The organism is Prosthecobacter sp., assembly GCF_044227185.1.
In the GTDB taxonomy this organism is placed as follows: Bacteria; Verrucomicrobiota; Verrucomicrobiia; order Verrucomicrobiales; family Verrucomicrobiaceae; genus Prosthecobacter.
Genome location: NZ_JBGAFO010000010.1, coordinates 287,218 through 307,490, shown reverse-complemented (window position 1 = coordinate 307,490; position 20,273 = coordinate 287,218). Strand labels below are relative to the sequence as shown.

Genomic DNA, 20,273 nt, shown 5'->3' with positions numbered 1-20,273 from the left:
TTGTCACCGGGACGCCGCTAGCCTATTTAGGGCGCTTCATCCCCCCTCTTTGAGGGATGTTTCTCGTGTTATGATTTTTTCAAGACTTTGCGTGACGGTTGTTGTTTGCGCCCTGGCAGCGGCCGGGGCGGCGAGCGGGCAATCCCTTCTCGACAGCCTCACGAGCGACCTGAACATCCGTGGCATCACCACGACGATGGATCCTGAAACCGGCGTGGCCACGGTGACGGGCGATGTTCACATTCAGTACGGCAACATCGAGATGCGCTGCGGCAGCGCCCAGTACAACCAGACCACCGGCGAAGTGATCGCGAAGGACGGGGTGACGGTCTGGCGGGACGGCACCCTCTACCACGGAGACTCGATCACCTACAACTCCATCACCGGCGAGATGTCAGGAAAGAACGTGATCTCGGGGATCGGGGCGGGCTCGCCGGGCATCCCGGGCACAGGCATCACCTCCACGGGCGGCTCCACAGGCGGCGGTTTCAGGAGGACGGCGGGCATGTTTTTCTTCAGGGCGGAGGATTTCCATTCCGGGAGCAAGCTGGAGAACCGGATCGATGCCTCCGGCATTTCCTTCACCTCCCATGATCTGCAGGTCCCGAACTACCATATCGGCGCCAAGGAACTGACCGTTTACCCGGAGGACAAGGCCATTCTCAAGGACGTGAAGATGTATGCCGGGAGGACGCCCTTTCTCTACCTGCCGAAGCTCACCAAATCGCTGGAGGAAGACAGCAGCCTGCGCCTCGGCCCCGGCTTTCAAAGCCGGTGGGGTGCGTTTTTGCTGACCCAGCTCGCGGTTGTCCATGGCGACCATACTTACGCGAAGTACAAATTTGACCTGCGCAGCAAGCGCGGCGTGGGCGCCGGCGTGGATTTCATCTCCCTGCGTCATAACGCCAACCGCCAGAACTTCGGAACCTTGAAGCTTTACGGGGTCAATGACACCGCTCCGAACACCAATGCCACCACCGCCACCCGCTACCCGGTGCCCACCAACAGGTATCGGGTGAATTTTCAGCACCGCATCTACCTTCCCGGCCCGGATGTGAGCACCTGGTATCTTGACTTCGACATCAACAAGATCAGTGACATCCACTTTTACGAAGACTTCTTCTTCAGCGACTACCGCACCAATCGCGAGCCCGACAATCTGATTTCGCTCATTCACACGAATGATGCCTACGTGGCCACTCTCCTGGCGAAGTTCAAGCTGAACAACTTCTACCGGACCACCACCCGTCTGCCGGAGCTTTCCGTGGATTTCACCCGCAGGCCCCTTTGGAACACCGGCATCTTCCATCAGGGCTCCATCTCCGCGGGCATCATTGGTGAAGTGCTTGGAAATCAGGAAAGGGCTGAGCTGGTCCGTCTTCAGACGCTCGGCGGCGGCGGTCTGCCCGGTGTGCTCGCTGACCCCCTGGGAACCGCCCCGGCCTCCTACCTCAGCCTCATCGGGGCTCCGCGAACGGCCACGCTGACTGCGGTGGATGTGGCCCAGGGTCTCGGAGCTATTTCCAGCCGGCTGGCGCAGCCTGGGTATGCCCGCTTTCACACCTACCACGAGCTGCTGTACCCCAAGACGTACATGGGCTGGCTGAATGTGACTCCCAGGATCGGCGCCGGCATGACGAGCTACGGCGGCATCGTGGGCAGCGTCACCGGGCTGAAAAACTTCACCCGCGGCATCTTCAGCGCGGGGCTGGATGTGTCCTTCAAGGTTTCCAAAAGCTGGAGTGATGTGCAGGTCCCGGTCCTCGGGCTTAATGGCATCCGGCACGTTTTCCAGCCCTACTTGAACTACTCCTACCTGGACGCCGCTCAAAATGCGGGTGTGCCCGCCATTGACAGGCTTTCCCCCACCACCCGGCCGCGCTCCATCGATGTTCCCTTGTTCACCGCTGTGGACAGCCTCCGCTCCTGGAACGTGGCGCGTATCGGCTTCCGCAACCTGTTCCAAACCAAACGTGATTACCTGGGCAGCAATGGATACGGCAATTTCTGGGAGACTCCGGAAGGCGGAGACAACCAGACCTACACCTGGGCCGGCATCAACACCTACGTGAACGTGTTTGGCAAGGACCCCGAGTACGGCCGCAGCCTCTCCAACGTGTACAACGAAATGTTCTGGGTCCCGGTGCCCTGGGCAACCCTGCGTTCGGACGTGCAGCTTCCCCTCGGGACAGGAGTCGGCAGTTTCACTGAGGCGAACAACAGCGTCACCTGGCTGCTCAATAAAAACGTCTCCCTCGAAATGGGGCATCAGTACATTTATGACCACCCGTTTTTCCGCAACAGCAGCCTGCTTTACACCCGCTTCTACGCCCGCCTGAACGAGGATTTCGGCTTCAACACCTACCACATTTACGAGGCGGCCAGCGGCATCCTGCAGTTCCAGAGCTACAGCTTTTCCAAGGACCTCAGCAGCTGGATCGCCTCCTTTGGCCTGATGTCGCGCAACAACGGCGCCGGCGTTTCAGATTTCGGCCTCCTGCTTTCCTTTACACTGAAGGACTTCCCCAAATTCAACTTCGACCTGGACATGGATCCGAACCCAGGCGGCCGTGGCAGCAACAGCAACAGGTAATGCTGCGGTGCTGAGACCGGTATGATGGGGCAATGGCTCGCGCGGCAAACTGCCTGCGAAGCTCTCTCGGTCTATCACTGAGCTTCGGGGCACCCTCAGCCTCCCCCGAACTTTGATTCAAATCAATCGGGCGCCTGTTTGGCCGGAGCCCAGCCGGGTGCATGACCGCATGCGATCACGCACGCCCCGTTCTGGGACCCGCGACTGCCCACGTGAACGTGAACCGAAATACCGGCGGGCCGGCGGGCACCACACAGTGAACAAGTTCTCCCGCCGACAAGGAGGGAGGGTGACCGGCACGAAGGCCGGAACTCACAACATCACATTCCGCCGCCGCCGCTTCTGGCGAGGAAATTGAGGGCCAGGGTGGCAACGGCGAGGATGAAAACTAACCAGGCAAGAGGCATAGGAGGAAAAGCGGTGAAAGTGATTCGATTCGCGCAGTCGATGGCTTCAAGGAATCGGTTTCAGGGTGCCTTTGAACTTTTCGTTGCTCCAGACACCCGTCACTGAATTGCGGGTTTCCCACTCCTGCTGGCCTTTTTCAGGCACCATGATGGGGGATTCAGCGCCACGATCGGCGGTCTTGACCGCATCCGCGCCGAACATCTGAACGACCATCAGAACGGCCGAAAGCACAAAGCAGATCACCGACAGCGGCACCAGGCCGGCTTCGGGGTCCTTCTCTTCATAAAACTGCTCCGCGTCAGCCGCGGCGCTGCGTTTCACAGGGGCGCTGGGAGGAGCGGAGATGGAGGGGCGCTGCATCGCCTGCGTGGGCTGCAGCTTCACCGTTGCTTTCGGAAGGGGGGCTGCAGGGCCGCTGCCACCGCCGGCCATGGGGCCGGTGCCTGCACCTGGGGCCGAGGGGGGGCGGGGGCCCGCCATTGGCTTTTGCAGGGGCACCGTCGGCGCGCCAGTCTCAGTGCGTGGCGGAGGAGCGGCGGGATTTTGGGCCAGCGGTCGGGTCGCTGCGGGCAGACCTGCCACCGGAGGGGCGGCGGGACGCGGAGCCATCGGCGCGGAGGGGGCCGCCGGAGCCACGGGTGCTCCCGGGGGCTTGGGCGCCGCGGGCGGGGCCAGCGGGCGGGCCACAGGCGGCGGCATCGCGCCAGAAGGGGCGGGTGCCGCCGGGGGCGGAGACGAGGCCACGGGCACGGCGGCGGTGGTCTTCCGCGAAGGAGGAGACATGGGCGGCGCCGGCAGTTTCACGGGCGCAGTGCTGGACTTGGGCGCGGGTGGCGGCAGCGGAGCCGAGGGAAGCTGAATGGGAGCCGTGGACTTTTTCGAGACCATGGGCACCACGGAGGTGGTGTTGAACGAGGCCGGAATCCCCCCAGTGGCAGGCGAAATGGGAGCGGTGGACTCACGCGGCTGGGTGACGCCCGCGCCCGGACGGCCACGCAGGGTGATGCGCACCGTTTCTTTCTTCAACGGCACGGCGGCAGTCTTCGGCGTCGAGCCTGACGGTGGTGCTGGCGGTGGCGTGTTTTCGGGTTCGCTCATGGTTTAGGGACGGAAAAAAAGATGATTCAGGGAATTCCCTCCTATTTAGCGAATTTCGCCCCCTTGCGTCAATCCCTTTCTCCTGACGCCTTGCAAATGTCCGGCCGCTGCCCGTAAGTTGTGCACCTGGCGGTCGCCAATCAAGACTTCCGGGCCCTTTCCAGCATGAAAATTCTTGTCACAGGCGGAGCCGGTTTCATCGGCTCCCACACCGTTGAACGCCTCATTCGTGAAAACGTGGGCCAGGTCACGATCATCGACAGCTTTAATGATTACTACAATCCGACGATCAAACGTGAAAATGTGCGCGCCCTCGGCCCTCAGGTGACTGTTTGTGAGGGAGACATTTCGAATCCCCAGTTCGTCGCCGAGACCTTTGACAAGGGTCGTTTTGACGCAGTCATCCACCTCGCCGCCCGGGCTGGAGTCCGCCCCTCCATCGAGCAGCCCGAGCTCTACATCGACACCAACATCAAGGGCACCTTTCATCTTCTGGAGGCGGCCCGCCGCACCCAGGTCCCTCACTTCGTCTTCGCCAGCAGCTCCTCCGTCTATGGCGTGAACAAGAAAGTGCCCTTTGCTGAAACCGATCCCATTTTGCAGACCATCAGCCCCTATGCCATGACCAAGATGGCAGGCGAGCAGATGTGCTCCAATTACAGCCACCTCTACGGCATGAAAACGGTCGCGCTGCGCTTCTTCACCGTCTATGGGCCCCGCCAGCGCCCCGACCTGGCCATCTCCAAATTCACCCGTCTCATCGAAGACGGCAAACCGATCGATAAATTCGGGACTGGTGGCACCGCGCGCGACTACACCTTCATCCACGACATCGTCGATGGCATCATCGGTGCGCTCAACTACCGCAGCGGCCCCATTTGTGACATCTTCAATCTCGGCGGTTCCCAGACGGTGACGCTCAATGACCTCATCGCCACCATCGAGCAGGCCGTCGGCAAAAAAGCGGTGATCAACCAGCTCCCCGAGCAGCCGGGGGACGTGCCGCTGACCTCGGCCGATGTGAGCAAGGCGAAGGCCCTGATTGGTTTCAAGCCCGGCACCACCATCGCCCAGGGCGTGCCCACTTACGTGGAATGGTTCCGTGACATGCGCGCCCGCGGCATTGCCGTGAACTAGCCTCAAAAATGCGGCGCTGACACCGTGCCCTCTTCGATTTCCTGGCGGCGTTTGCGCACGATGCCGTCGGCGATGTCCGCGATCATCTCCTCCAGCAGCAGCCGCAGGTGGCTGCCGGGGCGGTAGTCTGCCGGGGCGATGTGTTTCACCCGGTCCGCCAGCCCCGTGAGCTGGTAGCATTTGCGGAAGCTGCTGCGGCTGGCCTCATCCGGGTTGTAAACGGCCACCGCATGTCCGCCGTAGCGCTTCATCAGTGTGAAGCAGGGCACATCCGTGGGTCCGTCTCCCACATAGATCATGTGCTGGAACGGGATGGGGCGCAGATCATGCGCCATGTGGTCGTTCACATCCTCATGCGGCTCCAGCATGCCCTTGTTGATGCGGAAGATGTACTGCGTCTTCGTCGTGTGGCTGATCACCCGCTTGGGGAAGGTGATGCGGCCGTTTTTATCCTCGCCAAATTCGCAGCCAAAAATACGCCGCACAAACGGCGCCAGCGCGGAGCCGTCCAGCAGCGCCTTCAGCCCGCTGGAGATGATGTAATGCTCGATCTTCACCCCCAGCAGCCGGTGCTGTTCATTCAGCACCTGGTTCAGCTCGTTGAAGAGTTCCGGCACGCCTTTGAAAAAGTTCAGCTTGGCGCCCAGCTGCCGCAGTTCCTCGTTGGTCGGCCGGTCCATGTCCAGGTAGTCCAGCATGCACTTCAGGTAGGCCAGCTCGCCATCGTAGCCTTCCTGATTGACCAGCTCACGGCTGCGCTTCCAGAACTGCTCGGGGTTGATGCCGAAATGCGGAAAGAGCGTCTCGTCCTGCATGTACGTGGGGCTGAGCGTCTGGTCGTAGTCGTAAATGATGCCGATGGTGGTCTGCTGGGAAGCCATGCTGGAGTTTACAGTGGTTTACGGTTGCTGACAGTGGTTGACGATTGTTTTCCGATCCACCGTAAACTTGTCGCTCAGACAAGCCTCGTAAGCGCGCTGGAGAGGTCCGGGTGCTCAAACTCATGCCCCATTTCCATGGCCGCACGGGGAATCGCCCGCTGGCCGCCCAGCAGCATTTCGTCCGCCATGCCGCGCAGCAGCAGGCGCAGGGCAAAGGCTGGCGCATGGAAGAACGCCGGCCGTTTCAGCGCCGCCGCCAGCTTTTGCGTGAACTCCGCATTCGTCACCGCTTCTGGCGCACAGAGATTCACCGGCCCGCTCACGCTTTCGGTGGTGATGGCTTTCAGGATGATCCGCACCGCATCGTGAAGGTGAATCCAGGACATCCACTGCTGCCCTGAGCCGAGCCTGCCCCCCAGGCCCCAGCCAAAGACCCGCCGCAGCAGCGGAAACGCTCCGCCGTCCCGCCCCAGCACCATGCTCGTGCGCAGGGTGATCACACGCATGCCCAGGGCCTCCGCACGGTGCGCCGCCTTCTCCCAGCCTGCGCAGACGTCTGCCAGAAAGCCCTCGCCCCGCGGCGAACTTTCATCCACGGGAGCGGCCCCGCTGTTGCCATAAAATCCGGCGCCGGAGGCGCACACCAGCACCTTCGGCCGGTTCTTTTCCTCCCATGTCCCCAGGTGTGCCACCAGCGCCTCGGTGAAGTCCACCCGGCTTTTCCAGATGCGGTCCCGTTTCTCCGCTGTCCACAGGCCCATCAGCGACTCGCCCGCCAGATGCACGAGTGCGTCCAGCCTGGTCTGCGGCAGGGCATGCGGCGCCTGCTTCGGCTGCATCTGCTGCTCGTCCGCCACCGGCGGCGCTTTTTTGCCGCGGGAGTAGGCGACGATTTGATGCCCCTGCCCATGCGCCAGCAGCGCCAGATGACTGCCGATGAACCCCGTGGCTCCTGTGAGGCCGATGCGCATGAAACTGATAACGTCTCAGACCCGGGATGGTTTCTCTCAAAGTTCAGTGGGCAGCCACCGCTCAGTTTGCTGGATCAACGAAGAGGAACAGCAGATCTCCGGCGAAGATGATGTCTCCATCCCGAAGCACACGCCGGGAGATGCGGCCTTCCACGCCGTCCACAAACGTGCCATTGCGCGAGCTGGCGTCCTCCAGCAGCCAGAATCCCGACTCCTGCCGCACGCTGAAATGCCGGCGGCTGAGATCAAGGCACTCGGGGATCGGAATGGATTCATGCCTTCCCCGCCCCACGGTAATTCCGTCTCCAATCGGAACAGCTTCCACAGGCAAATCGTTTCCACGTGAAAAGACCAGCGACGCCGCGACTGGCTGCGCGGGAAGGCTGCTCAGCAATCTGGATGCAGCAGCCAGCCGGGTGTGCAGAGGGCTGGTGTCAGGGCGGATGATTGAAACGGTTTTGCCCACGGCGGCCACCTCAGAGTCGGTGGGCGCGAAAGGGCTGGGGGCAATGGAGTTCATGATGATGGGCTGAGTTGATGAGGGTTCATTCGTCAGAACCGGGCGGCGGAGCGGCTGCGCCGGTTTCCATCGCGTTGATGATTTCCTTGAGCCGTGTCATCAGGCGGTTCTTGATCTGATAAACGGCGTTCTCTTTCAATCCGAATTGCACCGCGACATCCGCCGTCGCCCGGCCTTCGAGGGCGCAGGCGCGGAAAATTTCCACGGTTTCCGGTTTCGTGCGCGGATCGGTCAGGATGCGTTGGAGAGCTGCTTCGATCAGGCTTTGCCGCCACGCCTCTTCGACGTTCATGCTGGCATCAGGACCGGTGGCCGCGAGGCTGTCGTGCAGCGATTCCGCAGAATCGCCGGAGGGTTCATCCATCGAGAGCATCTTGTCCAGGTGCGAGCGGCGTCTGGCCTCGCGCACCTTGTGGGTCACAATGGTCAGCAGCCAGTTGCGGAAGCGCCCCCGTTGCGTGTCGTAATCGAAGGTTGGGAGCTTGCGCATCACCACCATCATCGCCTCCTGGAGCACATCCTCCGCGGTGTGGTCATCCGCTCCCTGCTTGCGTGCGAAGCTGAGAATCACGGCATGGTACTGGATGTAAAACTGCCGCCAGTCCGAGTCGCCGGACGTTTCTTTGAGGCGGTGGAGAAGGCTGAGGCGGGTGGCGAGATCCATGGGGAGAGGTTGCTGGGAAAGGGCCGGGCCGGTTGCGCGAGAGATACCATGGCCGTGTGCGTGAGCGAAAGCTTTTCCAGGCTGTGGGGCAAAACAGGGTGCTCGACGGGGCTCCCATAAGAAAGCGGATACCGGCACCGCGATGGCAGGGCCGGCGTCTGGCAGTTCCGGGAGCAGCCCCTTAGCGCCTCCAGACAGCGCCGCCGTTGAAGCCCTGGGACCAAGTCAAGGTGCGTCCGTCAGGGCTGATCGAGGCGGTCTCCTCCCAGTAGGTGGCTTTGATCGTGGAGCCATTGAGGAACACCCCGCCGGACTGGGCACCGCCACCGTTGCCGAAGTCGAAATACAGATTGCTGCCATTCTGTGTGACCATGCAAATGAGGCCGTTGGCGCACCGCCACGCGCCTGCAAGGTTAACGAGGTTGACCGGGGCATTGGCGCGCTTCCAGCCACCGATGGACCTGCCCTCATACGCAAACTGAATCTCGTTCGCGCTCACGATGACGCCCGCAAATCTTGTGCCGGGCCTCCAGTTTGTCAGCACGTAGTTGAGGTTGCCGGCGGCGTCGATGATGCCGCTGCCGCTGATGCCCCGCGAATCAACCGCAAACATTTGCGCGCCATTCTGCGTTACGGTGATGGGATGGCCCTGATTGTCCACCCAGGTGCCGTTGAGGTCGATCTGGGCGGAGGCAGTGTGGAGTCCGGCGACTGCAAAGCAGAGCGTGAGCACGGCGCGGCTGCGGAGAAGCATGCGGGTGAGGGCGGAGATGAGTTTTGTTTTCATGGCGTTGATTTGGTTTTGAATTTGAGTGTTTGGTTTGCGGGCTTTTCTCGGAGCGATGCGGCAGCGTGTGCCGCAGTTGCCCGGTATTGCGGCGTGCGGCGGGGTTCTTACGCGACGGTGGAAAAATCTTTTTTTGGGGGGGCGGCTGTCGTTTGGGGGAGGAAACCGCCCCCATTGCCGATGCTTTGTTCCGGCTTAGCGAGCGCGGCGGAGAGTGTGATCATACTCGGTGCCGCCTCCGTTGGGATGGAGTTCGATGCGGTCGCCATTGTCCTCAATGGTGCCCTTGTACCTGCCGCCGAGATTGTTGGTGACGTTGATCTCGTTTCCACTCACGGTTCCGCTCCAGGAGCCATTTTTGTAGGTGCCAAAGATCTGATTGCCCCGCATCTGCACGGTGGTGATGTCGCCATTTTCGACATAGTTGCCGCCGACATTGAAAGCCGGAGGCGCTTGATTGGCAGGCTTCTTGAGGAGTTCAGCGATAGCACGCTGTTCGGCTTCACAAGCGGCCGTGTCATTGTTTTCAGTGTTGATGACCAGAATGTTGGCAAGGACCTGGCTGGAAGCGCTGTCGCGGGCGCCGATGATGGTCGCATAGCAGCCGCCACGATAGCCACCGCGGGTGTCCCCGCCCTTGAGCCAGACGGTGTAGCCTTTGGCGACGAGCGCAGCCTCGGCGCGCTGGATGACTTCGTCAAAGTCGGCGGCAATGGGCACCTGGCCTTTGGAGGCGCAGGAGGCCTCGGTGGTGGAGACCAGCGCCCCGAAGAAAAGGGAGAGAGCGAGGGTGACGCGGATAATGCAGGTCGGAAGCGCAGCGGTGGTGTTGATTTTCATGATGCGGGTGTTTGGATTTCTGTCGTGAGGTGCTCCTTTCGGGGCGGTGGGCGGCAGGTGCCGCGGATGCCCGGTATTGCGGCGGGAAAGGGGCCTCTTACGCGGAGGTGAAAATTTTCTGCAGCGGTTACTTTTCCGCGAAATGCTTGCTGGTGCGAGATGCCTGACCTAAATAGGAACGGCCTCCATCCCGATGAACGGCACCACACTCCAAGCACGATCATCTGCTGCGCAGGCGAGGGCCACCGTGCAGGATGCACCCGCTTTCAAACACGTCCTCTGCATTTTCCTCGCCTTCTTTCTTGCCATGTCTGCTTCGCTCCGGGCGGCGGAGGAACCCCATGGGCCATTCACCACCTTCACTGTCACTCCCGGCTCTGGATGGGTTCACACCGGCTACATCATCCGTGCGGGCTCCATTTATGTGTTCGAGGGCAAGGGGGAGCTGACTTTGACCGATGCCGGAAAGGCCGCTGGCAGGAGAGGCGCGGGTGGCGCCATCCAAAGGCCCGACGGAGTGCAATGGTTCCTCTGGCACGGGGAGCGCGACGGCGGCTATGTGGATCCGTCCGGCGATTCGGCGTCGAAGGACTACGAGCTCGTCCTGGGAGTCGTGGAGAAGGACGAGAAGGACACGCCCAAGCCCGAAGACGCCAGATACTACACGGGCACGCTGGAGCTGAAGATCGCCTACGCCGGGACATTCGACAAGAAAGGCGCGGGCAGTCCGGGCAGCGCTGGCGGTTCCGTGAGCCGGTCGCCTGACTTCGATTCCATGTGGAAGAAATACGGGTCTCCGGCCGTCGCCGGAGTTCTGGGCATCGCCCTTTTGTTTGGAGTCCTCCGCTACATGGTGCGCACAGGCCGGAAAGCGATGGCGGAGGAGGCCAGAGCAGCACAGGCAAAGCAGGTGATTGCGTGTCCGCACTGTTCCCAGAACATGCGTGTCCCCTCGGGTGCGGGGAAGATTCGGGTCACGTGCCCGGCGTGCAAGGAGGTCTTTGTGCACGAGAGCTGAACCGCGGCAGGCACGCGGCCGACGGCGCCCCGGAAATATTTTTCTGCCGGTTGCCCTTCTCCGGGTTTGTGGGACGAATACCCGCCTCGTGCGGCCATGACCTCGCGCTCTTCCGCCCCCGTCTCCACCGGCAGCCACGCCGCTGCCAGACCGTATGTCTTCGGCGATGAGATCGCCCGCGGGGGCATGGGCAGCATCTTGGAGGCGGACGACTGCAAGTTCGGGCGCAAAGTCGCGGTGAAGGTCATGCTCGATGGGATGAGTCTGGATGGCCAGCAACAGCAGCGCTTCGTCCATGAGGCCACTGTCCTTGCCCGTCTGGCACATCCCAACATTGTGCCGGTGCATGACCTCGGCAGCGACGAAAAGGGCCGTCCTTACTACACGATGAAGCTGGTGAAGGGCCGCACCTTGCAGTCAATCCTCAACGGGCTGCGCGAGGGAGAAAGAGAGACGCTGAGCCATTACACGCTGGACCGTCTGCTGACGGTCTTCCGCAAAGTTTGTGATGCCCTGGCCTTTGCGCACAGCAGGGGCATCATCCATCGCGATTTAAAGCCGGAGAACATCATGGTCGGGGAGTTTGGCGAAGTGCTGGTGATGGACTGGGGGCTGGCGAAGGATCTGAACGAAGCGCCACGCAGCGTGAGGCTGACTGACGCGCCGTGGTCCCTGCACGCGCCGGATTCCGACATCACGGAAACGCTGCCCAGCCATGCCTCGGACACCTCACGGAAGATGGCTCTGAAAATGGCCGGCGATGACTCGGGACCGGGCATGACGCTGGAAGGGGATGTGATGGGCACGCCGCAATACATGAGCCCGGAGCAGGCCGCAGGGCGCATCACGGAGATGGATGCGCGCAGTGATGTCTTCTCGCTGGGAGGAATCCTGTATGCGATCCTCACCCTGCGTCCACCCGTGGAGGGTGCGACGCTTGAGGAGGTGCTGCAAAAAGTCACAAGCTGCAGCATTATGCCGCCCGCGTCGTTTGGCACGAGGACGAGGAAGGCCGGGACGGCAACCGGAGGCGAAGCACCCGCGGTGGAACGGAACACGCCTCTGCCCCATGGTCCCGCCAGCCGCGTACCTTCGGCGCTGTCCGCTGTCGTCATGCAGGCGTTGAAACTGCGGCGCGAGGACCGCTACCAGACGGTGGCTGCCTTGAGCGCGGATGTGGAGGCTTATCAAAACGGCTTCGCCACCAGCGCGGAAAAGGCGGGCCTGTGGAAGCTCCTGGCTCTCTTCCTCAAACGCCACAAGGCCGCATCCATCGGCGTGGTGGCGGTGCTAGTGGTCGGCTCCACCCTGGGGGCGAAGGCGCTCCTGGAAGGGGAACGGGCCGCACGGACGCTCAGCGAGCTGCGCGAAACGGCGCCGACCTTTGAGGCGCAGTCGCGTGCGATGATGATGGAGGGGAGGCTGGAGGAGGCTCTGGAAAAGATCGGCTATGCCGTGAAGCTGGCGCCGGAGAACGCGGACTACGGGCTCGCCCGGGCCAACCTTTTCCAGTCCACGCAGAAGATTGCCGAAGCCGAGGCGGAATACCGCCGCGTGCTCGCGCTGCGCCCGCGTGATGCGGCGGCGAAGATGAATCTCGACATCTGCAGGATGCTGCTCGCGGAGAAGGGGGCTGCGGCGGAACTGCCCCTGCAGGCGCAGGGCCGGCTGCTGGACGCACTCATTGCGCAGCGCCGCGATCTGGAAGTGACACCCCTTGCCGCGCTTCTGCACCGCAGCACGGAGACCATGGTGGCCACCGTTCGCGCGCGGCTGGCCTCTTACCACACACAGAAAAGATGGGGTGAATATACGGTGACCAAAAACAGCAAAGGTGGGATTGTGCTGGACCTGGGCACTTTTCAGATTGGCGACCTGAATGTCCTGCGTGGACTGCCCATCGTGGCACTGAACCTCGGCGCCACTTCGGTCAGCGATCTTCGTCCCATCGCGGAACTGCCGCTGGAGGAACTCATCATCGGACAGACCCGCGTGACCGACCTCTCGCCACTGCGGGGCATGAAACTCCGCAAGCTGAGCCTCGGAGCTTTGGAGTTGACCGATCTCTCACCTTTGGCCGGGATGCCGCTGAAGGAGCTGGTTCTCGGTCCGAATTTCTCTTTGAGAGACCTCAAGCCGCTGGCCGGCATGCGGCTGGAATACCTTGACGCGAGCAATATTCCGTATGTGACGGATGTGAGTGTGTTGCGAGACATGCCACTGCGCGAAGTGAATCTCTTCGCCTCGGGTGCCGCCGATCTTTCTCCGCTCGCCCATTCACCAACTCTGGAGAAGATCTGGCTGCCTGAGGGTGTTTATGATTTGAGTTTCCTCACCACCCTGCCGAAGCTCAAGCAGGTGGATGTTCACCGGGCTGGCCAGCCTGAAAAATGGTGGTCGCCCGGCGATGTACTGGTGAGGTATGGGCCGGAGGTGCCGGAGATCAAAGCGGTACGCGCGGCGCTGGCCGCCGCCGGGCTGAAGAACCTGCCCATCTGGCGCGTCTTCTGCGATGAAGACCACAGCCTTCACCTGGATCTGCATGATCATTTCCTTTCCGACCTCGCTCCGCTGCGCGGCCTGCCGGTGAAGGAACTCCTCTTGAATGGAAAAGCCAAAGTGGGGCGGCTGGACCCGCTGCACGGCATGCCTCTGGAGAAGCTGCGGATTGACGAGTGTGGGATCACGGATCTGGAGCCCCTGCGCGGAATGCCGCTCAGGCATTTGAATCTGTCTGGGAACCCCGTCCGAGATCTCGGGCCGCTCCGCGGGCTTCCGCTGGTCCAGCTATCTATGGCGCGCCTGCCTGTGGCCGATGTGGCTGTCCTCGCCGAGTGTCGTGACCTCGAAGAACTCCACATCCCTGACAACCCGGAGCTGCGAAACGTCGAACTCCTGCGCACCCTGCCCAGGCTGCGCCGCATCTCCGCGCGCTGGGACTTTCAGAACAACCGCCCCGCTCAGACAGCGGAGGAGTTCTGGAAGGAATTCGACGCGAAGAAGGCCGGCGGAAAATGAGAGCCCGGAACACTTCCCGGAATGCGGAACAGCTCCGGGATTCCGGAGCTGTTCATTTTTGCAACCGCCGCTGCTCTCTGAAACGTGGAGGTGAATCAATTGCCGCAAGGTGCCATCGGCGCGGAGCGGGTGCATGCGTTCTGCAGCATCTGCTGCATGGGAGCAGACTGCACAAGCATGCCGGCCAGTTCCAGCCATGGGGCTTTTTCCTCTTCAATGCGCTGGTTCACGTCACTCAGCCGGGCTTGGGCGGTGTACATCATGGGGTCATATTGCGGCACTCCGCTGTAGGGATCATAAGTCACCCCGCTATGAGTTTGAAGGAAGTTCTCCGCATTGGCTCTTTCCTAAAGCAGGCCCTGGCTCACGCAGGAGGAGAGCATGAGGGTGGAAAGGGCGGCGGCGAGGGTGAAGGCTTGGCGCAGGATGTGGGCGGTCGTTTTCATAGTCTGGATTGGCTTTGTGTTTGCGGTGTGGGTGAAACTTCACCGCCCCTTCCGGAGCGGCCCGCAGCTTCAGCTGCGGTTGTGCGGTATTGCGCCTCCGCCCGCAGTTCTTATGCGACCGCAAAAAATTCTTGTGCCTCCTTGTCGGGACCGTGTTTCAGCCAGCTTTTGTCACAGGGCCGGAAGCCCGGCAGCGGATCATTTTCGCAGCACAAGGCAGCGGAATGATCTTCCCATCAGCGCCGGGTGGGTCAGTGACTGGAACTGGCGCATGGTGCCGGCATCCGGCGGGTTGCCTTCCAGGCTTTGAATCCAGCTCATCGCCATGCGGCCCAGCACCCGGCCCTGCAGGCCATATTCCCGCTGGGCGAGCCCGTGTCGCGCAGCCTCATCAATGAGGCGTGTGAAGTTGATGTGCGTGGTCAGATCACAGCCGCCGAGGTTTTCCAGCACATGCCCGTCCATCTGATGCTGGTGGTAGCGGCGGATGGTCCCGCTGGCCCGGGTGTCGGCGTAAAACTCCTCAGCGTCCAGGCCATAGTCTGCGATGAAAATCAGCCCGCGAAACGCCGCCTGGGCCAGATCGCGGATCCACGCCAGCATGGCCAGATTGACCTCGAGGACGTGACCACTTTCGAGATCACGCGGCAGGTGCTGCACTTCCGCTTCCAGCTCCTCGCAGGAGAGATCCCCTGGAATGAACCGCAAGTCCTCCGTGCCATCCGCCTCCACATGCAGCTCCTCCCAGCGCTCGCCATTCCAGCGCACCAGATGCACCGGAAAGGCGTCCGGCAGCTCGTTGCAGAGGAAAAAGCCGTGGCCGGGGCCGGTCTTTAGCTCGGCCAGGCTTTCCACCCACCGGACGCGGTCCCCCAGCCGCTGCGCCTGCGCCGCCCGGTATCTGGGATTGGGCTCCACGATCAGGTAGCGGATGGGCCGGTCGCCGATCTCGCTCAGCACATCCTCGGCGAGCTGCCCGTCGTGCGCCCCTTGTTCAATGAGGGTGAAATCCTCGGGCTCGCCCAGCGTCTGCCATTCCTGCAGAGCCTGCATGGCCAGCAGCCTCCCAAACAGCGGGCCGACGCTCACGCTGGTAAAAAAATCTCCCTGGCGGCCGAGTTTGCGCGGGCCGGCTCCATAATAGCCATGATCAGGATGATAGAGCGCCAGTTCCATGACCTGCGCAAAGGGCAGCCTGCCGGAGGGGGTGGCGGCCAGTTTTTGACGCAGGATCTGGGAGAGGGAAGACATTCAGGAACAAGGGAAAGAACTGGCGCGGATTGTGAAGGGCGGGTAGTTTCACCGCCCTACTTTCCTACCAAGTCATGTTCCGTGATGATCCCGATCCCCAGCCTGTGCGCAACTGGCGTGGCGAAGCCGGCCTGAAACTGCCGTTTTACCGCCGTGGCTGGTTCAGTGCGCTGATGGCCTTCGCCCTGCTCTGCGTTGTGTCCGCGTTTGGCGTTTACAGCGTCATCGTCGCGCCTCTGCGGCGCGACGCGGAAAAATACGACCTGGAGGAGCTCAAGAAGCTCGAGTCCGCCAGCATCATTTTTGACCGCGACGGTGATGAGATGGCCCGCCTCTACGTGCTGAACCGCACCCCCGTGCCGGTCACCGAAGTGCCGCAGCATTTCATCGATGCCCTGGTGGCGCAGGAAGACTCACGCTTCTTCAAGCATGACGGCGTGGACTACATCGGCCTCCTCCGCGCGGTGAAGGAAAACATCGTGGCCCGTGAGGTCACGCAGGGCGCCAGCACCATCACCCAGCAGCTCGCCCGCCAGACCTTCAAGCTCCTGGAGCGCAGCTACAAGCGCAAGATTCTGGAGGCCTTCATCGCCCAGCGCATCGAAAAGCATTTCTCCAAGGCGGAGATCCTCGAGCTCTACCTGAACCGCATCTTCTTCGGCGTGAATTTCTACGGCGTCCAGGCCGCCGCACGCGGCTACTTTGGCAAGGACGTCAAGGAGCTGACCATCGAGGAATCCGCGACCATCGTGGGTCTCATCAAGAGCCCGAACAACATCCAGCCCATCAAGCATCCCCAGCGCGCCATGAAGGAGCGCAACTACGTGCTCGAGCGCATGGCCGTCGAAGGCACGCTGACGCGGGAGGAGGCGGAGAAACTCAAACGCAAACCCCTCGTCACCGCGCCCCAGAGCACGGACCCGCGCCTGAGCTACGTCTTTGACGCCGTGCGGCGTGAGGTGGTGGACCTGGTGGGCGAGGAACGCGCATCCATCGGCGGCTTCAAAATCTACACCAGCATCGACCAGGACCTGCAGAAGGCCACGGAAGAAGCAGTCAGCAGGCGTCTCGCCGAGGTGGAAAAGCGTCAGGGCTACGAGCACCAGACCTTCGCGCAGTTCCGTGCGATCATGGCCGACTACCGCGCGCGTCTGAAACGCGGTGAGATTGATCCCGCCACCCCCAAGCCCCTGCCGGAGTATCTGCAGGCCGCCGCCATGATGATCGACAACAAGGACGGCAGCATTCTGGCGATGGTCGGCGGGCGTGATTTCGGCGACAGCCAGTTCAACCGCGCCACAGACGGCCTGCGGCCCGCCGGCACCGCCTTCACCCCGCTGGTGTACGCCGCCGCATTCAGCAGCCCGGGCCTCTACCCTGGCACCAAGGTGGACGACGCCCCGCTGGACAACCGCCGCGTGATGATCGGCGGCCTGACTGGCATTCTGGGCGAGTGGGGCGCCGAGGTGGACAACCCGAAATGGACGCAGGCGCCCATGAGTGCGCGTGAGGCCCTCGTGCAAGGCCGCAACTCTGCCACCGTCCGCCTGGGCGAGCGCGTGGGCGTCCCCACCGTCAAGCAGGTGGCGCAAAAGGCCGGCATCACCTCCGAAATGCGCGACTACCCCTCCACCTTCCTCGGTGCCAGCGAAGTGCGCCTGAGCGACATGTGCCTGGCCTATTCCAATTTCCCCACCCTGGGCAGCCGCCCGCAGAAGCTGAACCTCATCCAGCGCATCACGGACAACAACGACAAGGCCGTGTTTCAAATCTCCGAGGCCGCCCTGCGCAGCGTGCAGAGCATGGACCCCATCGCCGCCTATCAGACGCACACCTGCCTCGTGGACGCGCTGCACCGCGGCACCGGCAGTCCGGCGGTGAGCGAGTACAAGCTCGGCGAATTCGTCGCCGGCGGCAAAACCGGCACCCACTATGAGTTCAAGGACCTCTGGTTCCTGGGCTACACCTCCGGTGTCACCTGTGGGGTGTGGGCGGGCTTTGACAAGCAGAAGACCATCTATCCCGGGGCCTTTTCCAACCGCATCGTGCTTCCCGTGTGGGTGGACATGATCAATGCCAGCATCACCCGCAACGTGCCGCAGGACATCGAGCCGCCGCAGACCGCGGAGCGCGTGGAGATGTGCCAGCGCAGCGGCATGCGCGCCACGGACTACTGCTACGAGAAGATCAAGGGGCCTGACGGACGTGAAAAATCCGTGCGCTCCACCTACTTTGAGTACCTGCGCCCCGGCACCCCGCTGGAGGGCTTCTGCAACATCCACACCGGCGAAGGCCTGCCAGTGGAAATCAAGCAGTTCGGCTACCAAACCCCGGCCAGCGGCTTCGACTCCGCTCCGCTCGTCGCGACGACCTCCCGCTGGATGCACATTGACCCCGTCCGCATGAAGGCGCTGACCGTCATCGGCGAGGATCCCTACAATTCCGAGCAGGCCGTCCCGCGTGCCGCCCCCGTGAACGACGATGGCACCCCCATCCGCAAGGCCATTCCCGTGGATGGCGTGGAGCCTTCGGAGGAGGACAGCCCCAAGCTCAAACTCGCGCCGCCGCCGCCGATGAAGATCGAGCTGTGAGTGTTTTGCGGCGGCGGCTTCCAATCTTTGCCGTCCAGATTCTGCCCTTGCCTGATTCTGGGCTGAATGGCAGATTAAATCATGAAAATCACGGTTGATGAACTTCATCAATACACGGCCAAATACGTGCACCTGGCCTCTCATGCCTCCATTGAGGTCGAGGACTCGGGCCGGTTGCTGGCGATTCTTCAGCCTCCGGTGCAGGCGAGCAGTCCCACAGGCAGCGGAATATTCTTGGAACGTGAGGCGCGCATCTGCCAGATGCCCCTTATCAATATCGATTCTACAGAAGTCATCTCCGCCCTCCGCGATGCCGATGATCGCCTTTGGCTGAATCACCTTTCGCCCGCGCCCCAGCCCTGAAAGGGCGAAGTATAGCGTTTTCCAAACCGGATTTCCGGTCAGCGGCGCTTCGGGACGTTCGGCGGAGGTTGGAGGACCCGCCCCCACCTCGCTCCAGGCATGCGAGTGCCCAGCGCAGGTAGGGCTGGCCGTCCTCAGCCAGCCGCCGCCGAAGCCCATGATCCCCGATCAAGGACAGCCCGCTAAACGGAAATGAGTTTTGCGAACCGCTATAACCCATTACCCATGCGCCGCCATGACCCCGGAGGGGTCACAGCCGGTAGCCAGGGGTCAGCTCGCGTAGCGAGCGCCACCCCTGGAAAGCACGCGCCCCATCCGGAGAGCAAATCCAGCGCTCCCTCCATCACACCGCGTTCACCAGCAGCGTCCTCACCGCCCCACCGCCGCAGCCTTGCCTCCCAGCGTCTTCTTCACCTCAGCAGCATTTTCCCTTTCTCCGCATCAAACTCATTCTCCCACTTCGCCACCACCAGCATCGCCACGGTGTTGCCGATGAGATTGGTGATGGCCCGGGCCTCGGATAGAAAACGGTCGATGCCCATGATCAGCGCAAGACCCGCCACCGGGATGGTGTGCGTGGCCCCCAGTGTTGCCGCTAAGGTGATGAACCCGCCCCCTGTCACCGCCGCCGCTCCTTTCGAGGTCAGCAGCAGAATGCCAAGAATGCTCAGCTCCTGCATGAGGGTCAGGGGAATGTCGGTGGCCTGCGCCACAAACAGAGCCGCCATCGTCAGGTAGATGCTGGTTCCGTCGAGATTGAAGGAATAACCCGCCGGCAGCACAATGCCCACCACACCATCCGAGCAGCCGCTCTTCTCCATCTTGCGCATCAGCCCCGGCAGCGCCGCTTCTGACGATGACGTTCCCAGCGTCAGCAGCAGCTCCTCTTTGATATGCTTCAGGATTTTCCACAGGCTGAACCCGTTCCACCACGCGATGGCGCCCAGCACAACGAAGACAAACAGCACGCAGGTCAGATAGACGCACCCCATCAGCATGATGAGGTTCCCCAGCGCTCCAAAACCGAACTTGCCAATGACAAAAGCCATCGCTCCAAAGGCCGCTATGGGAGCCGCCTTCGTCACGATGCCCACAATGCCAAAAAACATCTGCGCGACCGCATCCAGCAGATGCGTGATCGGCCGGGCGCGCTCCCCCATTCTGGCGAGCGCGACTCCCGCCAGGATGGCCACGAGCAGCACCTGAAGAATTTCCCCTTCAGCAAACGCACTGACAAAGGTCTTGGGGATGATCTGCATCAGATGCCCGGTCACCGTCAGCTTCTCCCCCGCCTTCGTGTAGCTGTCGAAATCCTTCTGGTCTTCGGCGCTCAGCACGATGTCCGCCGGATTGACATGCATGCCGGCCCCCGGCTGAATCCCCTTCGCCACCATCAGCCCGATGATCAGCGCCACCGTGGTGACCACCTCAAAATAGAGCAGCGCCTTCCACCCCACGCTTCCCAGCTTCTTCAGATCTCCCATTCCTGCGATGCCATGCACGATCGTGCAGAAAATGATCGGCGCGATCAGCATCTTCACGGCGTTCACAAAGGCCACGCCCAGGGTCTTCATCGGGATCGACTCGGCCGGCCAGAAGATTCCCATGAGGATGCCCAGCACGATTCCGACCAGCACCTGCACGTAGAGATTTTTCAGCCATTTCATGGGCGCGGATGCTGGCAGGT

At 62.1% G+C, this 20,273-nt stretch carries 16 protein-coding genes; 6 read left to right on the top strand and 10 right to left on the bottom strand.

Annotated elements, in window-relative coordinates; all coding sequences use genetic code 11:
* Positions 1–91: 91 nt before the first annotated feature.
* Positions 92–2,593, top strand: coding sequence for an LPS assembly protein LptD (gene lptD, locus ACILSQ_RS22960; RefSeq protein ID WP_395746009.1), 2,502 nt, complete (start codon positions 92–94; stop codon positions 2,591–2,593).
* A 453-nt stretch (positions 2,594–3,046) separates the two neighbouring features.
* On the opposite strand, the gene ACILSQ_RS22955 is transcribed toward lptD, so the two are convergent.
* Complete coding sequence (locus tag ACILSQ_RS22955) at positions 3,047–4,099, bottom strand: hypothetical protein (protein WP_395746008.1); 1,053 nt, start codon at positions 4,097–4,099, stop codon at positions 3,047–3,049.
* Positions 4,100–4,264: 165 nt separating this feature from the next.
* Here ACILSQ_RS22955 and ACILSQ_RS22950 point away from each other — a divergent pair, with 165 nt between their 5' ends.
* A complete protein-coding gene (locus tag ACILSQ_RS22950) occupies positions 4,265–5,236 on the top strand; it encodes an SDR family NAD(P)-dependent oxidoreductase (protein WP_395746007.1) in 972 nt (323 codons plus the stop codon).
* Positions 5,237–5,238: 2 nt separating this feature from the next.
* Here ACILSQ_RS22950 and ACILSQ_RS22945 read toward each other — a convergent pair whose 3' ends face one another.
* The 6 genes from ACILSQ_RS22945 to ACILSQ_RS22920 all read right to left on the bottom strand — a co-directional run bounded on the left by ACILSQ_RS22945 (position 5,239) and on the right by ACILSQ_RS22920 (position 9,899).
* The gene (locus ACILSQ_RS22945) at positions 5,239–6,117 is read right to left on the bottom strand and encodes an HAD family hydrolase (protein WP_395746006.1); all 879 of its coding nucleotides are present in this window, start codon (positions 6,115–6,117) and stop codon (positions 5,239–5,241) included.
* Between the two features lie 74 nt (positions 6,118–6,191).
* Positions 6,192–7,088, bottom strand: a complete 897-nt coding sequence (locus ACILSQ_RS22940) for a TIGR01777 family oxidoreductase (protein ID WP_395746005.1) — start codon at positions 7,086–7,088, stop codon at positions 6,192–6,194.
* Between the two features lie 61 nt (positions 7,089–7,149).
* A complete protein-coding gene (locus ACILSQ_RS22935) occupies positions 7,150–7,608 on the bottom strand; it encodes an FHA domain-containing protein (protein ID WP_395746004.1) in 459 nt (152 codons plus the stop codon).
* Between the two features lie 25 nt (positions 7,609–7,633).
* A complete protein-coding gene (locus ACILSQ_RS22930) occupies positions 7,634–8,272 on the bottom strand; it encodes an RNA polymerase sigma factor (protein WP_395746003.1) in 639 nt (212 codons plus the stop codon).
* 181 nt (positions 8,273–8,453) lie between these two features.
* A complete protein-coding gene (locus ACILSQ_RS22925) occupies positions 8,454–9,059 on the bottom strand; it encodes a hypothetical protein (protein ID WP_395746002.1) in 606 nt (201 codons plus the stop codon).
* Positions 9,060–9,254: 195 nt separating this feature from the next.
* Entirely contained in the window at positions 9,255–9,899 is a 645-nt protein-coding gene (locus tag ACILSQ_RS22920) for a hypothetical protein (protein WP_395746001.1), read from the bottom strand.
* Between the two features lie 307 nt (positions 9,900–10,206).
* Here ACILSQ_RS22920 and ACILSQ_RS22915 point away from each other — a divergent pair, with 307 nt between their 5' ends.
* Together ACILSQ_RS22915 and ACILSQ_RS22910 are read left to right on the top strand one after the other, a co-directional pair.
* Complete coding sequence (locus ACILSQ_RS22915) at positions 10,207–10,917, top strand: hypothetical protein (protein ID WP_395746000.1); 711 nt, start codon at positions 10,207–10,209, stop codon at positions 10,915–10,917.
* 96 nt (positions 10,918–11,013) lie between these two features.
* Complete coding sequence (locus ACILSQ_RS22910; protein ID WP_395745999.1) at positions 11,014–13,935, top strand: protein kinase domain-containing protein; 2,922 nt, start codon at positions 11,014–11,016, stop codon at positions 13,933–13,935.
* A gap of 95 nt (positions 13,936–14,030) precedes the next feature.
* Here ACILSQ_RS22910 and ACILSQ_RS22905 read toward each other — a convergent pair whose 3' ends face one another.
* Together ACILSQ_RS22905 and ACILSQ_RS22900 are read right to left on the bottom strand one after the other, a co-directional pair.
* Entirely contained in the window at positions 14,031–14,198 is a 168-nt protein-coding gene (locus ACILSQ_RS22905; protein WP_395745998.1) for a hypothetical protein, read from the bottom strand.
* A 381-nt stretch (positions 14,199–14,579) separates the two neighbouring features.
* Entirely contained in the window at positions 14,580–15,632 is a 1,053-nt protein-coding gene (locus ACILSQ_RS22900; RefSeq protein ID WP_395745997.1) for a class I SAM-dependent methyltransferase, read from the bottom strand.
* A 74-nt stretch (positions 15,633–15,706) separates the two neighbouring features.
* On the opposite strand from ACILSQ_RS22900, the gene ACILSQ_RS22895 reads away from it, so the two are divergent.
* Positions 15,707–18,223 carry a transglycosylase domain-containing protein gene (locus tag ACILSQ_RS22895; protein ID WP_395745996.1) on the top strand — a complete coding sequence of 839 codons (2,517 nt, stop codon included), beginning with the start codon at positions 15,707–15,709 and terminating at the stop codon, positions 18,221–18,223.
* An 81-nt stretch (positions 18,224–18,304) separates the two neighbouring features.
* Entirely contained in the window at positions 18,305–18,586 is a 282-nt protein-coding gene (locus ACILSQ_RS22890) for a hypothetical protein (RefSeq protein ID WP_395745995.1), read from the top strand.
* 410 nt (positions 18,587–18,996) lie between these two features.
* Here the strand turns inward: ACILSQ_RS22890 and ACILSQ_RS22885 are convergent, their stop codons facing one another.
* On the bottom strand, positions 18,997–20,253 hold the full coding sequence (locus tag ACILSQ_RS22885) for a dicarboxylate/amino acid:cation symporter (protein WP_395745994.1): 1,257 nt from the start codon (positions 20,251–20,253) through the stop codon (positions 18,997–18,999).
* Positions 20,254–20,273: the final 20 nt, after the last annotated feature.

Bases quoted from the DNA above. Each gene is read 5' to 3' on its own strand.
- ACILSQ_RS22915 (WP_395746000.1), top strand. From the start codon at position 10,207: ATGTCTGCTTCGCTCCGGGCGGCGGAGGAACCCCATGGGCCATTCACC.
- ACILSQ_RS22900 (WP_395745997.1), bottom strand. From the start codon at position 15,632: ATGTCTTCCCTCTCCCAGATCCTGCGTCAAAAACTGGCCGCCACCCCC.
- ACILSQ_RS22895 (WP_395745996.1), top strand. From the start codon at position 15,707: ATGTTCCGTGATGATCCCGATCCCCAGCCTGTGCGCAACTGGCGTGGC.
- ACILSQ_RS22885 (WP_395745994.1), bottom strand. From the start codon at position 20,253: ATGAAATGGCTGAAAAATCTCTACGTGCAGGTGCTGGTCGGAATCGTG.
- ACILSQ_RS22905 (WP_395745998.1), bottom strand. From the start codon at position 14,198: ATGATGTACACCGCCCAAGCCCGGCTGAGTGACGTGAACCAGCGCATT.
- ACILSQ_RS22935 (WP_395746004.1), bottom strand. From the start codon at position 7,608: ATGAACTCCATTGCCCCCAGCCCTTTCGCGCCCACCGACTCTGAGGTG.
- ACILSQ_RS22950 (WP_395746007.1), top strand. From the start codon at position 4,265: ATGAAAATTCTTGTCACAGGCGGAGCCGGTTTCATCGGCTCCCACACC.
- ACILSQ_RS22925 (WP_395746002.1), bottom strand. From the start codon at position 9,059: ATGAAAACAAAACTCATCTCCGCCCTCACCCGCATGCTTCTCCGCAGC.
- ACILSQ_RS22910 (WP_395745999.1), top strand. From the start codon at position 11,014: ATGACCTCGCGCTCTTCCGCCCCCGTCTCCACCGGCAGCCACGCCGCT.
- ACILSQ_RS22930 (WP_395746003.1), bottom strand. From the start codon at position 8,272: ATGGATCTCGCCACCCGCCTCAGCCTTCTCCACCGCCTCAAAGAAACG.
- ACILSQ_RS22955 (WP_395746008.1), bottom strand. From the start codon at position 4,099: ATGAGCGAACCCGAAAACACGCCACCGCCAGCACCACCGTCAGGCTCG.
- ACILSQ_RS22890 (WP_395745995.1), top strand. From the start codon at position 18,305: ATGAAAATCACGGTTGATGAACTTCATCAATACACGGCCAAATACGTG.
- ACILSQ_RS22940 (WP_395746005.1), bottom strand. From the start codon at position 7,088: ATGCGCATCGGCCTCACAGGAGCCACGGGGTTCATCGGCAGTCATCTG.
- ACILSQ_RS22920 (WP_395746001.1), bottom strand. From the start codon at position 9,899: ATGAAAATCAACACCACCGCTGCGCTTCCGACCTGCATTATCCGCGTC.
- ACILSQ_RS22945 (WP_395746006.1), bottom strand. From the start codon at position 6,117: ATGGCTTCCCAGCAGACCACCATCGGCATCATTTACGACTACGACCAG.